Below are 14,563 nucleotides of genomic sequence, written 5' to 3'. Positions count from 1 at the left end.
ATCAGTTACGCCCTGGTCCGATAATACGGCCGAAACCAGCCTTCTCCAGCGATAACTGCAGGGTGGCGGTAATAACCGGCGCACTTTCTATCTGCAGCACCTCTGCCAGCAACTGATCAGCCCATTCACGACTGATGCCGCGAATTACCGATTTAACCTTGGGCAGGTTAGTGGCGTTCATCGACAACATGTCATAGCCCATTGCCATCAACAATACAGCGCCCAGTGGGTTACCGGCCAGCTCACCACAGACACTCACCGGCTTGCCAATTTCGTGCGCCATATCGGCAATCATCTTCAGTGCATTCAGCACCGCCGGGTGAAAGGCCTGATAAAGATCAGCCACCCGTGGATTATTACGGTCCACGGCCAGCAGATACTGGGTCAGATCGTTGCTGCCGACAGAGAGAAAATCCACCCGCTGGCCCAGTTCACGGATCTGATAAACCGCTGCCGGGACTTCAATCATCACTCCGACCTGGGGCATTTCGACGTCAAAGCCTTCTTCCAGAACTTCAGCATGGGCGCGGTAGATCAGGTGTAATGCTTCGTCGACTTCGCTGACGCTGGTAATCATCGGCAGCATAATGCGCAGATTGTTCAGCCCTTCACTGGCCTTCAGCATGGCGCGGATCTGTACCAGAAAGATTTCCGGGTGGTCGAGCGTTACGCGAATGCCACGCCAGCCCAGAAACGGATTAGCCTCACTGATCGGGAAGTAGGTCAGAGCTTTGTCACCACCAATATCCAGGGTTCGCATCGTTACCGGATTCGGGGCAAAGGTTTCCAGCTGCTGACGGTAAATCTTCTGCTGCTCGCTCTCGCTGGGAAAGCGGTCTTTCATCATAAACGGCACTTCGGTGCGGTACAGGCCAACACCTTCTGCACCACGTTCGAGACTGCGTACTGCATCGGTAATCAGGCCGGTATTCACCCACAGCGGAATACGGTGACCATCGAGGGTTTCGGCCGGTTCATCGCGCAGCACCTGCAGGTCTTTCTGCAGCGCCTGCTCTTCATCAAAGATCGCCTGATACTGCTCACGCAGTTCATCGTTAGGACTGGAAAATATCTGTCCGCGGTAACCGTCAACGATCAGCTCCAGACCATGCAGCTGGGCGTAGGGAACATCCACAACCCCCATAACCGTAGGAATCCCCATCGCCCGGGCCAGAATCGCCACATGCGAGTTGGATGAGCCTTTAACCGATACCAGACCACGCAGCTTGCCCGGCGGAACCTCACCCAGCATCGCCGGTGTCAGCTCTTCACTGACCAGAATTGTATTGGCAGGAAAATCGTACTCCTGCGCGTGCGCATCACTGCCCTGCAGATGAGCGAGAATACGGGTTCCCAGATCAATGATATCGGTGGCGCGCTCGCGCAGGTACACATCTTCCATCAGCTGGAAGTGACCAACGTATTGCATGACCACCTGGCGTAATGCGCCCTGCGCCCAGTTGCCGTCACGGATACGTGCTTTAACCTCTGCGCCAAGCGCATGGTCATCCAGCATATTCAGATATACATCAAACAACGCCATCTCTTCCGGGCGCAGTTCGCTGCTGAGTTTCTCGCCTAATATACGGATTTCTTCACGGGCCGCTTCCAGGGCGAGATCAAAGCGCACAATCTCGTCATCAATCGACTCCGCCTCTTTATCCACCACACCACTGAGGTCGGCCGCGGGAGACAACACAAAAGCCTGGCCGAGCCCAACCCCGGGAGCTCCGGGCGCGCCGTTAAAACGGGTGCTTTTCTTGCGTTCGCTGGTTGCGGAAGGGATATCGAGAATATTGCCGGTGGCCTCGGCATGGGCAATAACACCAGCCAGCTGCGCCGACATAGTAACCAGAAAGGCTTCTTCGCTTTCGTCAAACTGACGGCTGTCGCGCTGTTGCACCACCATCACGCCCATCAGGCGTTTATGGTGAATAATCGGCACCCCGAGAAAAGACAGAAAGGGGTCTTCACCGGTCTCGGATAAAAAGTGAAAACGTGGGTGAGTCGGCGCGTTATCGACGTTGATCGGCTCTTCGCGCGAACCAACCAGGCCGACAAGACCCTGCGAAGAGCTGAGGCTGACCCGGCCAACCGCTTCCTGCTTCAGGCCTTCAGTAGCCATCAGCACATAACGCTTACTTTCCGGATCAAACAGATAGACTGAGCACACTTCGGTATTCATGGCCGCACGGATACGTGCCACAACCACTTTCAGAGCATCGCTCAGGTCGGTTGCAGAACTGACTTCCTGTACAATGCGTCTCAGAATATCAAGCATAAACCCTCAGCTGGTTTTCCGTTGCAGCTTGGCAATGCGCGGTGCCAGTTCCGTCATGGCACGACGATACACATCGCGTTTGAATGCAACCACCCCTCCCAGCGGGAACCAGTAACTGACCCAGCTCCAGCCATCAAATTCCGGCTTATCGGTAGCGCTGACGTTGATCCGCGAATCGTCACCCACCAGCTTAAGCAGAAACCATTTCTGTTTTTGCCCGACACAAACAGGCCGGCTGTCATGGCGCACCATACGCCGTGGTAAGCGGTAACGTAACCAGCCACGGGTGCAGCCCAGTATCTGCACATCCTGCGCACTCAGGCCAACTTCCTCCATCAACTCGCGATAGAGCGCCTTCTCCGGCGATTCACCTTCTTTGATCCCCCCTTGGGGAAACTGCCAGGCATCCTGGCCTATGCGTCTGGCCCAGAGGACCTGTCCTTTGTCGTTGCAAAGGATAATACCGACATTAGGGCGGTAACCATGTTCGTCAATCACAATGCCGTCCAGTACAGTCTGATGGTTCAAAACTTGCCGATTTCACCACAAAGGTCAAGCAGTTGAAGATAAGGCAGGCAATAACGGGGGCAAGGCATACAGGAATCCGGTGGCGGACTCACCTTAATTCAGACTCTGGGAGACAGGCTGAATTGTCCGGAAATTGCCACAATCCGCCCCCTGGCAGCCGGCATTGTTTAGAACCAATATGTTCGATTATTTCTTCGTTTGAAACTCAGAATTATAAGGAAAGTATGCGCTGTTGCCCTTAGAATAGCGACTAATTTTCTAACCGGCACCGGAAAAAGGCTGACTCTCGTGGCACTGGCTATTTTCGATCTCGACCACACCCTGCTGGATGGCGACAGCGACCATGCTTGGGGACAATATCTGGTCGATCAGGGGCTTGCAGACCCTGAACAACACAAGCTCCGTAACGATTATTTTTACGAGCAATATAAGGCCGGCACTCTGGATATTAACGAATATCTGGCATTTGCGCTTAAGCCTCTGACCCAGTATCCGTTGCAACATATGCTGGATACCCGCGCCGCGTTTCTCAAAGCGCGCATCATGCCGCTGATCTCACAAAAAAGCCGTGACCTTATTGCCCACCATAAGCGTCTGGGTGATACCCTGCTGATTATCACCGCAACCAATGGTTTTGTGACCTACCCGATAGCCGAGCTGCTGGGCATTGAGCATATTATCGCCCCGCATCCGGAGATGCAGGATGAGCGCTATACCGGCAATATTGTCGGTATACCAAGTTTCCAGCAGGGTAAAGTGGTCCGCCTGCAGGATTGGTTGCAGCAACAGGGGTTTGAACTGGCCGGCAGCTACTTTTACAGTGATTCCCATAATGACCTGCCGCTGCTGGAAATTGTGGATAACCCGGTAGCGGTTGATCCGGATGACCGTCTGGCCGCCATCGCCGCACAGAAAGGCTGGCCAATTATCAGCCTCAGGGATCAGGAGTAAGCCTGTGAAGTACGCAAAGCCGGTGCTGGTCAGCGCCCTGTTGTTAAGCGGATTACTGGCCGGCTGTGATCAGCCAGCCCTGCAACAGGACAGCCCTGCAGAACAGACCGCAGATACTGGAAACGAACAGGACAGTATTCCGGACAGCAGTGCATTCGCCGCTCACCTGGGTCTGAGCGCCTACACAGAGGTGTCGATGGCTGCGCAGACCGCGCAGGAACTCGACAGCCGCCTGGCCTCCTTTTTATATCATCCCAACCCCATGAGCCTCGGCGAGGTGCGTCAGGCCTGGCGTAATGCTTACAGCGCGTATCTGCAGACACTGATTTACGCCAAGCTGCCGATCAATGATCCACCGGACTGGCACAAGAAAGGCATCGACTATCAGCATACCCTGAGCCTGCTCGACAGCTGGCCGATTGAGGGCGGCTATATCGACCATGTGCCCGGCTATCCATTCAGCGGCATCGTTAACGATCTGACGCTGGAACTGAATGAAGACAGCCTGCTGGCACAGCACGGTTTCTCTGACCCGAGTTACGCCAGTCTGGGCTACCACGCGTTCGAATTTATGCTGTGGGGCGCCGAGGGCCAGCGTTCGCCGCGCGACTTCTTTCCACAGGAAAACACTGCTCCCGTTGTGGTAGCCAGCGAAGGTGGCAGCAACAGCGAAGCGGAAACCGGTGACGTGGTTCATCACGAAGATGCCGCCAGCAGCGCCGATGAAGAACCGGCCGATATTGATGTTCAGAACCATAACCGCCGTCGCCAGTACGTGCAGCTGCTGAGCGAACAGCTGCAGAAACATTTGCACCGGTTGCAACGCCGCTGGGAGCCAAGCAACGGTTACTATGCCAACCTGCTGCAGCGCTCAGAGCCGGATCAGGTATTAAAAGCGGCTTTCAGCGCTACGCAGAAATTGCTGTCAGATGAATTGCTGGCCAAACGCCTGAGTGGCACCAGCAGTGAGTTCAGCCAGACCACCTGGGCTGATACCGGTGCTATCGTAGCGGGTATTCGCAACCTGTACTTTCCGCTGAGTGAAACCGAAGCCGGCACCGGATTACCGGCTCTGCTTGGCCAGCGCCACGAGGACCTGAGTCTGGAATGGCAGCAGCAGTTACAGCTGCTCGATGACAGTGTGGAAAACTGGAAACAGCAGGGCGTCGCCGATGCCGAAGCGCGTCAGCAATGCCGCCAGCGTCTTATTGAGCTGATGTCGCTGCTGCAACGCACCGCCAGCGCCCTTAAAGTGCCACTCGCCAGCGCCAACTGAAGCGAACGATCACATAATAAAAAGGGAGCCTGAGCTCCCTTTTTTTATACCACCAGTTTTTATACCACCGCCGGTCGGCTGCCGTTCAGCGGGTCGGTAACACGCGGGCAAACACCGCTTTCAGATAACGGGTTTCGGCGATGGCCGGTAATACCGGATGGTCAGCGCCCTGACTGCCGACATGCTGAATCATCACTTCACGATCCAGCTCACGCCCCATAACACGCAGCATATCCGGCAGACGATCTTCCGCCAGATGCATGGAACAGGATGCCGCCACCAGCAAACCGTCTTTACTCAGCAGACGCATCGCCAGCTGGTTCAGGCGGTGATAAGCCTGCTCACCGGCTTTGATATCTTTACGACGCGGAATCAGCGCCGGCGGGTCCATCACCACCACATCAAAACGCTCACCGTTATCCTTCAGCTGGCGCAGCGCTGCAAAGGCATCGCCTTCCCAGCAATGTACTTTTTCTGCCACACCATTCAGCGCTGCGTTCTGCTCTACCCAGTCGAGCGCCTGAGCAGAGGCGTCAACACAGTGCACTTCCGCCGCACCATGATTGGCCGCCTGCACACCCCAGCCGCCAACGTAGCTGAATACATCCAGCACGCGCTTGCCTTTAACCAGACGGTTCAGCTGTGCACGGTTTTCACGGTGATCGTAGAACCAGCCGGTTTTCTGACCGTGAATCACCGGCGCCATAAAACGGGTATCGTTTTCTACCAACGGGGCACAATCGTCTTCCAGCGCGCCCTGAATCACTTCCACGTACTCTGGCAAACCTTCGACCGCGCGCAGCTTGCCATCGTTTTTCAGCACGATGCACTGTGGTTTGGCGACTTTATTGACGGCATCAATAATGGCCTGACGACGCAGCTCCATTGCCACACTGGAAATCTGGATCACCACCACATCGCCAAAACGGTCAATCACCAGTCCCGGCAGACCATCGCTGTCACCAAACACCCAGCGGTAACAGGACTGCGGATACCACAATTCACGGCCACTCTGTGCTACCTGCAAACGATGCACAATCAGAGAGGTATCCAGCGTCTGTTTACTGTCACGACTGAACAGGCGCGCACAGATCAGCTGCTCCGGACTGACCACGGAGACTCCCAGCGCTTTACCATTGGCGGCTTCGACCACTACCTCAGTACCGGCGGTCATGTTTTTCAGTGGCGTAACAGCGATATCCACTTCATTGCTGTATACCCACAGGTGACCGCCTTTCAGACGGCGTTCAGCCTTGGCTTTGAGTCGCAGTGTCGGGAGCATGATTCACCTCTGGGGCCGGTTACAAAAAGGAGCGCATTATACGCATGCTCTGACAAACTTCCCCAGAAAGCGGTGCTATTCTTGATGACATTCGTTTCCCTTCTCCGGACTTGTCATGCCTCAGCAACTGTCGGAAGAGCAGATACAGCACATCATGCAGGGGATTAAAATCCCGCCACAGCCGCAGATTCTGGTCGATCTGCAAATGGAACAGTTTATGCCCGACCCGGATCTTGGGCGTATTTCCAAACTGATCAGCCAGGATGTCGGGCTGGCCGGTACGGTACTTAAAGTGGTGAACTCTCCGTTTTATGGCCTTAAAAACCGTATTACTTCCGTCGCACAGGCAGTCAGCCTGATTGGTCTGAACAGTGTGGTGAACATCATCAATGGCTTATCCATTAAAAGTCAGATGAGTGACGAAACCATCGTGAATATGAACCGCTTCTGGGATACCGCAAATGATATATCCCAGGTAGCAACTGCCATTGCCAAACAGGTCGGCTATCCCAATCCGGATATGGCTTACCTGCTGGGCTTGTTTCATAACTGTGGCATCCCGTTACTGATGGCACGCTTCGATAATTATCTGCAGGTAATGGAAGAGTCTTACGCCCACCCGGAACTGCGGGTGGTAGATGTGGAAAACCTGCAGCTGAATACCAACCACGCGGTCGTCGGTTATTACACCGCCAAGTCGTGGAATTTGCCCAGACTGCTGTGCGATGTCATTGCTGAGCACCACAGCGCATCACGCTATTTCGCCAGCGACAATTACAAAGATTCGGAAGCAAAAACGCTGCTCGCTATTCTCAAGCTGGCGGAGCATATCTGCGGAAATTACCGCATTCTTGGCCGTCAGTCAGAAGATCTGGAATGGCAGAATATCGGCAGTGAGGTATTAACCTATCTGGGTTTGGGGGAATACGATATCGAGCAGATGGAGGCTAATTTTGAAGAGCTGGGAATTGGCTACCGTAATTATAAATATTAGACCGGGCATCTGACGCCCGGCCTGTACCGCAACCAATCCCTGTTATTTAATCCCGCGCGTTGATATAGGCCTGCTCGCTCACCGCATGGTAAGCCTTCACCTGATCACGGTAATTTTTGTACGAGTTATAAACCTTCTGTGCCAGCGGATCAGCCGCCGACACTTCAGCCACTACCTGCTCCGACAACACCTGCAGTTTGCTCAGCACATCATCCGGAAATGCACGCACATCCACGCCGTGTTTTTCTTTCAGTTCAGTCAGCGCTGCCTGATTGCGCGTGGTGTACTCCGCCAGCATGTCTTCGTTAACCGCTTTGGTTGCCACCCGCACAATGGCCTGCAGATCCTTTGGCAGTTTTTCGAAGGCGGTTTTATTAATCACAAATTCCATCATCGAACCCGGCTCGTGCCAGCCCGGGTAATAGTAGTGTTTGGCGACTTTATATAAGCCAAACGCCAGATCGTTATACGGGCCAACCCACTCGGTTGCATCGATGGCACCGGTCTGCAGCGAGGTGAAAATTTCACCGCCCGGCAAGGTCACCGGCGTACCACCGGCACGGGCCAGTACTTCGCCGCCCAGACCCGGAATACGCATTTTCAGACCTTCGAGATCGGAGACGCTGTTAATTTCTTTATTAAACCAGCCGCCCATCTGCACACCGGTATTACCACCCGGCAGCGGTAATAAATTAAACGGCGCGTAAACCTCTTCCCATAATTGCTGACCACCACCGTACTGAATCCAGCCGTTCATTTCCTGCGCCGTCAGACCAAAAGGGACCGAGGTAAAAAACTGTGCGGCGGCGGCTTTGCCCTTCCAGTAATACGCGCCACTATGACCCATTTCGGCGGTGCCCTGAGATACCGCATCGAACACCTGCAATGCCGGAACCAGTTCGCCGGCACCATAGACTTTGATCTGCAAACGGCCGGCGGACATATCGTTCACCATCGTCGCGAAACGCTCTGGCGCCGTGCCAAGACCCGGGAAATTTTTTGGCCAGGACGTTACCAGCTTCCATTTAAAGGTTTGCTGCGGTGCGGCTACAGCGGCTTGTTCTGCATCTTTCTGGCAGCCACTGAGTCCGGCGATAGCCACTACGGACAGCAGCAGGGTCGTCAGGCGTTTCATATTCCGTTTGCTCCTTGTTATTGTTTCAACCGTATTGTGTTCTGAATTAAAGTGCATCCAGTTTGGCAAAGCTGGCCACCAGCCATTTGCTGCCGGCGTCATCAAAATTAACCTGTACCCGCAGACCGCTGCCCTGCCCTTCAAATTGCAGCACCGTGCCTTCACCGAACATTTCGTGGTACACGCGCTGTCCTAAGGTGTAGGGCAGATTACCGTGCACAAAAGAAGGCTGCTTCATTCTTGCTGAAGGATCACGGGCCGTCAGTGGCCGGCTGACGCTGTTTTTCAGCCGCACTTCGGCAATCAGTTCGGATGGAATTTCGCGGATAAAACGCGATGGCGTACTGTAATTTTCCTGGCCGTGTAAACGCCGGCTTTCAGCATGGGTAATAATCAGTTTTTCCATTGCCCGGGTAATGCCGACATAAGCCAGCCGCCGCTCTTCTTCGAGGCCTTCGGCTTCGTCCATCGACATTTTGTGCGGAAATAAGCCTTCTTCCAGGCCGGCCAGAACCACCTGCGGAAATTCCAGACCTTTAGCCGAGTGCAGCGTCATTAACTGCACAGCATCTTCGTATTCGTCGGCCTGACCGTCACCGGCATCCAGCGCCGCGCGGTCGAGGAATAATGCCAGCTCATTCGCTTCGGCATCATCGTTGTCATCGGCATTAAAACCATCGTCGCTTTCAAACTGGCGTGCGGCATTAATTAATTCTTCAAGGTTATCGAGGCGCGCCTGGCCCTTTTCACCTTTTTCTTTTTTATGGTGCTCAATCAGACCGCTCTGATTAATGACCTGATCGACAATTTCATGCAGCTCCAGCTCGTCGATACCGACGCTCATTTCTTCGACCAGATCGAGAAAACTCTGCACCGCCGCACTGGCACGTTTCGGCAGCATGCCATGCTGTACCGCCGCCTCAGCCGCCGCCCATAACGAGCTGCCCTGATCGCGGGCATAGCTGCGCAGAATATCCACGGTTTTTTCGCCAATTGCGCGCGCCGGAACATTAATAACACGCTCAACCGATGCGTCATCCTGACGGTTCAGTAATAAACGCAGATAAGCCAGGGCATTTTTAATTTCCAGCCGCTCGTAGAAACGCTGGCCGCCATAAATGCGGTAAGGAATACCGGCACGCAACAAGGCTTCTTCCAGCGTACGCGACTGCGCATTGGAACGGTACAGCACGGCCATTTCGGCACGCCGACGGCCACTGCGCGCCCACTCATCGACCTGATCGGCGATATAACGCGCTTCATCCTGCTCGTTAAACGCGCTGTACAGCTGGATGGTTTCGCCCTCTTCACCTTCGGTGTGCAGGCTCTTGCCCAGACGTCCGGTGTTGTTGGCGATCACCGCGTTGGCAGCTTCCAGAATGGTTTTGGTCGAGCGGTAATTCTGTTCCAGCTTAATGAGTTCGGCACCGGGGAAATCGTGCTGGAAGTTACGGATATTATCGATATTGGCACCGCGCCAGCCGTAAATAGACTGATCGTCATCGCCCACCGCCATCACCGACACACGATCCCCGGCCAGCATGCGGATCCAGGCGTACTGGATGTTGTTGGTATCCTGAAACTCGTCAACCAGAATATTGCGGAAGCGCTGCTGATAATGCTCCAGTAAGTCCGGGTGCTGTAACCACAGTTCGTGCGCACGCAGCAGAATTTCACCGAAGTCCACCAGTCCGTTCAGCTGACAGTTGTCTTCATACAGCTGATAGACCTGCTGCATGGTGCGCGAAAACGGATCGGCTGACGGCATCACATGCGCTGCACGGCGACCTTCATCTTTCTGTTCGTTGATAAACCACTGAATCTGCTTCGGCGGATAGCGGCTGTCATCAATATTGTTGGCTTTCATCAGCCGCTTGATCAGCCGCTGCTGATCGTCGCTGTCGAGAATCTGGAAATGCTGCGGCAATCGCGCTTCACGCCAGTGCAACTTCAGCAGGCGGTGCGCCAGACCGTGGAAGGTTCCTACCCACAGGCCATTCGCCGGTATCTGCAGCAACTGCTCCAGACGGCCTTTCATCTCTTTGGCGGCCTTGTTGGTAAAGGTCACCGCCATCACTGAAAACGGCGAGACATTTTCCACCTGCAGCAGCCAGGCAATACGATGCACCAGCACGCGGGTTTTACCCGAGCCGGCGCCGGCCAGTACCAGCTGATGGCGTGAACTTGCAGCCACCGCATTGCGCTGGCCATCGTTTAACTGATCGAGAAGTAATGAAATATCCATGGCGTGCGAGTCTATCAGATGCCGGGGTAAAAATGCTGCTGTTTTATACAGTATCCTGCCGTATTCGCCGCCGCTATTACGCCACCACTGCGGCCAGATTCTGTCTGCGGCCAGTATTCCATAGGCTTCACTGCAAAAAGCCCTTTATAATTCCCTACTTACCAGCCGACACCAGGAAATCCTGTTGTGAGAAACAGCCCGATTCTGGCCGAAATCGCCGCCGCCATCCCCAGCCTGCGCAAGTCTGAGGTAAAGGTTGCCGAGTACGTGCTGCGTGCCCCGCAACAGGTGATGCATATGCGCATCGTCGATCTGGCGCAGGAAGCACAGGTCAGCGAACCGACCATCGTGCGTTTCTGCCGTGGTATTGGCTGCAACGGCTTTCAGGAGTTTAAGGTTCGTATCGCGCAGGAAATGGCGATCACCAATAATATCGGCCAGTTCGCCATCATCGAAGACGACAGTATCGAAGATATCTGCGACAAGATTGCCGACACCACCATTCAGCGTCTGCATCAGGTGAAGACCCAGCTGCAAAGCACTCAGGTGGCCGCCGCGGCCAATGCCATCAGTAATGCCCGACGGGTAGAGTTTTACGGTTTTGGCGCTTCCGGGGCGGTAGCCATTGATGCCCAGCACAAGTTCTTCCGCCTGCAGGTGGCCACGGCTGCCTACAGTGATCCGCATATGCAGTCGATGTCGGCAGTTACGCTGAGCGAACAGGATGTGGTGGTGGCGATTTCCCAGAGTGGCCGCACCAAAGATCTGCTGCACTCGGTACAGCTGGCCCAGCAACATGGCGCTATGGTGGTCAGTCTGGCGCCCGCCAACACCGCTCTGAGTGCGGCCGCCGATCTGCCAATCAATATCAATATTGAAGAAGACACCGAACAATTCACACCAATGACCTCGCGCATCGCCCATCTGATGGTGATCGATATGCTGGCCGTTGCCGTAACCCAGCGCCGTGGACCCGAGTTTGCGGCACACCTAAATGCAATTAAGCGCAGTATCAAGTCTTTACGGCTGGAATCTGACTAACCAGTCAGGTTCCAGATTTTACGGTCAGACATTTTGCGACATGATTCCAAAATGCCGATGACTTTTTGCTCAGTACACTTCCTTTCGAATATCCCTCAATAAACAGCTGCGGATGCTATGCCACTATTTCTGCGGGCTGAGCGCCATAGGGGGTACTTTTGTACCGCCTGAGTGCCACTGAACAGAATTTGGCCTGAACAGCGTTTACTGTCATTCTTTTGCAACCAATAAAAAGAAAAATCACAGCAGGATTTACTGTGATCAACCAGAGGGAAAGATAATGGAAGCAGCAATGAAATTCGAAGCCCACGAAGAAGTTGTCTCCTTTGATCAGGAAGGCAAAGTCGTTGTTAATAAAGACTCCCAGATGTCAAAGAAACTGATGGCACGCCGTGCTATTGAAGCCCACCTGGAACGTAAGCGACTGGAACGCGATCTGGAAGATTTCTACGCCGAAGAAATCTGACTAAAAAAAATCCAATAAAAAAGCCCGCATTCAGCGGGCTTTTTTATTTACTTATTCCTGCGACGTCGCAGACCGAGTAATGCCAATCCGGCAATCCACAACAACGAGGTATGACCGCCGTTAGAAATGAATTTCTCTGCAAACTCCCCGTTATCCGACTTCACAACAGGCCATGGTGTCATTTCTTCCTCATAACCGGAAACACTGTTATCTCCAAAGCCTTCAATGATAAACATCTGTCGGGTACCGCTCGGGTTGCTGCCGGTATCCCAGTCAGCTGTACCGGAGAAAAGTAATGCATTGCCGTTATCTGCAAGAGTCAGATCTTCAACGTTACGGCTTTCATTGACTTCACTTACCTGATAACCGCGCTCACGCTTCAGATCATAAACATAAGCTTCCTGATTATTTGAATTATTGCTCAATCCGCGGTCATCGAGGCTGGCGGAGGAAACAAAAGCAACCCGGGAAGCATCACCCGACAACGAAGGTAATACAGAATCAAACAACGCGGAGTCTGTAATCTGCTTTTCAACTTCGCCACGGAATGAAGCCACGAAAATATTGTAGCGATTATTCGTACCCAGAAGGCTGGCATTACTGCTGAACGCTACTTTCTCACCATCTGCAGAGATAGTTACCTGCTTCGAATCACGGGCAGTGGCAATGGTAATCTGACGCTGAATGCCATTATTAATCGTGCCTGTAAATACCTGATATCTGTTCGTTGCATTCGCACCCAGCGGATTACCGTTAGCCGAAACAACAAAGCGCTCACCGTTATAATCAAGATCAACACTATCAATGCCATTGATATTGAAGTCGGTTAACTGGATCAGCTTTTCCCGCCCGCGGTGATAAGCAAATACTTCTTTGCTGCCATCGGTGTTGCTTCCCAGCGGATTAATGCTGCTGACAAAAGCGATAACCTGGCCATCATAATTAATGCTTAAGCGGCCCGCTGTCGTGTCTGCAATAACATTGTAAGGGGCCCTGCTCAGGGTTCCCGAATCGACATCATAAATGTACAGCTCGTCGGTTACGCCTGTATTAGGAAATGTAGGATCAAGGCTGCTGTTACACAGCATTGCAACCGTACTGGCATCTCCTGAAATAACCACGTTATTACAATTTCTGCCTGCCGGGTTAACCGTCAGTTGCTGGTAACTGTCGAGGGCCCGGTTATACAGGAAAGCATCATAAACCAGGTTTGATTTACCGGTACTGGCAAGATCTCTTTTGGAAAGTAGCGCAGCACTCTGCCCATCTGAGCTGAGAGATGGCGTACGGGAAATATCAGAACTGGAAGGTGTAATCTGCTCCAACTCGTAGGTGTACAAGCGCAACGTAATGGTGAATGCAGAGAAAGTATTATCCGGGCTGGATACACTGACGGTCACATCATAGAAACCTTCTGCGTTCGGAGCTGAAGTCAGTTCAAGTGGCAATACGATGGTCGCCCCGGCATTAATTGAGAGATAACCCGGGCCAGAAACTGATACTGCGGTATTTCCACTGTGATAGCTGAACTGCATATCCTGATCCGTAGGCATAAAGCTCTTCAGATCAATATTCATTGTCCGCTGACTTCCGGGGGCAATCAATTCCACCGGTTTACCACCGTTATAGCTAAAACCAATTTCAGCCCGCTCATAACGAACAGCATAAGGCAGAGTAATACCAGGAACAGCATTCTGACTATTACCACCCACACCATAGTATAGCGATGTACCTACAGTGGAGCTGCCGGAAATCCCCGCAGAATAATTGCCATTGTCACCGTAAAGCTCCTGATAGTGAACTTCAGCAACCTCTTTGCCTTCATACAATTTGTACTGGAAAGTGTTGCGACCACTGTTGCTATAGGCAGGGACGTTTTTAAACTGAATAGTTAATACACGCTCCGGAGCTGTGCCACTGAGCAGATAGTGAACCGTGCCACCATTACCTGGATTAAGATCCTCCCACCAGGCAGCAATACCAACACCAAGTCGTGAAAAGGCATTGCTGCTAGGAATCACATAACCGGTGCAGCACCCCTGATTAGAACTTGTGAAAGAGATAAATCCATTAGAGCTTACATAAAGCTGTGTGTAATCAACACCATAGAATTTATAAGTAAATCCAATGCTGATTATCTTACTCTGATCGTCTCCCAAAGAGATAACGCCACTATCAGGGTTGGTGCTGATATCGTCAAAATCATAGGAAACTTCTGCCTCTGCAGAATCTATATAACGATAACCACCAGCATCAATGCCACTCTGGTAAGCAGAGACATTTGCCAGCGACATGCTTAAGAAAAAACCCAGCACAATCCGTTTCATGAAAACCCAGTCCTTTATCGAAGATAGGCAAAGTTAT

The 14,563-nt window shown here is 52.9% G+C and carries 11 protein-coding genes; 5 read left to right on the top strand and 6 right to left on the bottom strand.

Annotated features, from left to right (window positions below; translation table 11 throughout):
- Window position 1: 1 nt before the first annotated feature.
- The gene (ptsP, locus tag LGT44_RS08020) at window positions 2–2,281 is read right to left on the bottom strand and encodes a phosphoenolpyruvate--protein phosphotransferase (RefSeq protein WP_145467031.1); all 2,280 of its coding nucleotides are present in this window, start codon (window positions 2,279–2,281) and stop codon (window positions 2–4) included.
- A gap of 6 nt (window positions 2,282–2,287) precedes the next feature.
- Window positions 2,288–2,779: an RNA pyrophosphohydrolase gene (rppH, locus tag LGT44_RS08015; protein ID WP_225691494.1), complete on the bottom strand. Its 492-nt coding sequence runs from the start codon at window positions 2,777–2,779 to the stop codon at window positions 2,288–2,290.
- Between the two features lie 318 nt (window positions 2,780–3,097).
- Between rppH and LGT44_RS08010 the strand changes: the two genes are divergently transcribed.
- Together LGT44_RS08010 and LGT44_RS08005 are read left to right on the top strand one after the other, a co-directional pair.
- Entirely contained in the window at window positions 3,098–3,760 is a 663-nt protein-coding gene (locus LGT44_RS08010; RefSeq protein ID WP_145467033.1) for a histidinol-phosphatase, read from the top strand.
- Between the two features lie 4 nt (window positions 3,761–3,764).
- Window positions 3,765–5,036, top strand: a complete 1,272-nt coding sequence (locus LGT44_RS08005) for an imelysin family protein (RefSeq protein ID WP_230331360.1) — start codon at window positions 3,765–3,767, stop codon at window positions 5,034–5,036.
- Between the two features lie 85 nt (window positions 5,037–5,121).
- Here the strand turns inward: LGT44_RS08005 and LGT44_RS08000 are convergent, their stop codons facing one another.
- Complete coding sequence (locus LGT44_RS08000) at window positions 5,122–6,318, bottom strand: class I SAM-dependent rRNA methyltransferase (protein WP_230331359.1); 1,197 nt, start codon at window positions 6,316–6,318, stop codon at window positions 5,122–5,124.
- A gap of 115 nt (window positions 6,319–6,433) precedes the next feature.
- Between LGT44_RS08000 and LGT44_RS07995 the strand changes: the two genes are divergently transcribed.
- Window positions 6,434–7,312: an HDOD domain-containing protein gene (locus LGT44_RS07995; RefSeq protein WP_230331358.1), complete on the top strand. Its 879-nt coding sequence runs from the start codon at window positions 6,434–6,436 to the stop codon at window positions 7,310–7,312.
- 46 nt (window positions 7,313–7,358) lie between these two features.
- Here the strand turns inward: LGT44_RS07995 and LGT44_RS07990 are convergent, their stop codons facing one another.
- Window positions 7,359–8,447 carry a TRAP transporter substrate-binding protein gene (locus LGT44_RS07990; protein ID WP_230331357.1) on the bottom strand — a complete coding sequence of 363 codons (1,089 nt, stop codon included), beginning with the start codon at window positions 8,445–8,447 and terminating at the stop codon, window positions 7,359–7,361.
- Window positions 8,448–8,493: 46 nt separating this feature from the next.
- On the bottom strand, window positions 8,494–10,692 hold the full coding sequence (uvrD, locus tag LGT44_RS07985; protein ID WP_230331356.1) for a DNA helicase II: 2,199 nt from the start codon (window positions 10,690–10,692) through the stop codon (window positions 8,494–8,496).
- A gap of 186 nt (window positions 10,693–10,878) precedes the next feature.
- On the opposite strand from uvrD, the gene LGT44_RS07980 reads away from it, so the two are divergent.
- A complete protein-coding gene (locus tag LGT44_RS07980) occupies window positions 10,879–11,733 on the top strand; it encodes an SIS domain-containing protein (protein WP_145467045.1) in 855 nt (284 codons plus the stop codon).
- 292 nt (window positions 11,734–12,025) lie between these two features.
- Complete coding sequence (locus LGT44_RS07975) at window positions 12,026–12,199, top strand: PA3496 family putative envelope integrity protein (RefSeq protein WP_225670593.1); 174 nt, start codon at window positions 12,026–12,028, stop codon at window positions 12,197–12,199.
- Between the two features lie 47 nt (window positions 12,200–12,246).
- On the opposite strand, the gene LGT44_RS07970 is transcribed toward LGT44_RS07975, so the two are convergent.
- The gene (locus tag LGT44_RS07970; protein WP_230331355.1) at window positions 12,247–14,526 is read right to left on the bottom strand and encodes a hypothetical protein; all 2,280 of its coding nucleotides are present in this window, start codon (window positions 14,524–14,526) and stop codon (window positions 12,247–12,249) included.
- Window positions 14,527–14,563 lie beyond the last annotated feature (37 nt).

This window comes from Thalassolituus alkanivorans, assembly GCF_020447205.1.
Taxonomy (GTDB): Bacteria; Pseudomonadota; Gammaproteobacteria; order Pseudomonadales; family Oceanobacteraceae; genus Venatoribacter; species Venatoribacter alkanivorans.
The sequence above is the reverse complement of the archived record's forward strand: the minus strand, read 5'-3'. Positions and strand labels throughout refer to the sequence as shown.

Excerpts from the sequence above, each read along its gene's own strand:
- ptsP (WP_145467031.1), bottom strand. The coding sequence starts at position 2,281 with ATGCTTGATATTCTGAGACGCATTGTACAGGAAGTCAGTTCTGCAACC.
- LGT44_RS08000 (WP_230331359.1), bottom strand. The coding sequence starts at position 6,318 with ATGCTCCCGACACTGCGACTCAAAGCCAAGGCTGAACGCCGTCTGAAA.
- LGT44_RS07995 (WP_230331358.1), top strand. The coding sequence starts at position 6,434 with ATGCCTCAGCAACTGTCGGAAGAGCAGATACAGCACATCATGCAGGGG.
- LGT44_RS07990 (WP_230331357.1), bottom strand. The coding sequence starts at position 8,447 with ATGAAACGCCTGACGACCCTGCTGCTGTCCGTAGTGGCTATCGCCGGA.
- uvrD (WP_230331356.1), bottom strand. The coding sequence starts at position 10,692 with ATGGATATTTCATTACTTCTCGATCAGTTAAACGATGGCCAGCGCAAT.
- LGT44_RS07975 (WP_225670593.1), top strand. The coding sequence starts at position 12,026 with ATGAAATTCGAAGCCCACGAAGAAGTTGTCTCCTTTGATCAGGAAGGC.
- LGT44_RS07970 (WP_230331355.1), bottom strand. The coding sequence starts at position 14,526 with ATGAAACGGATTGTGCTGGGTTTTTTCTTAAGCATGTCGCTGGCAAAT.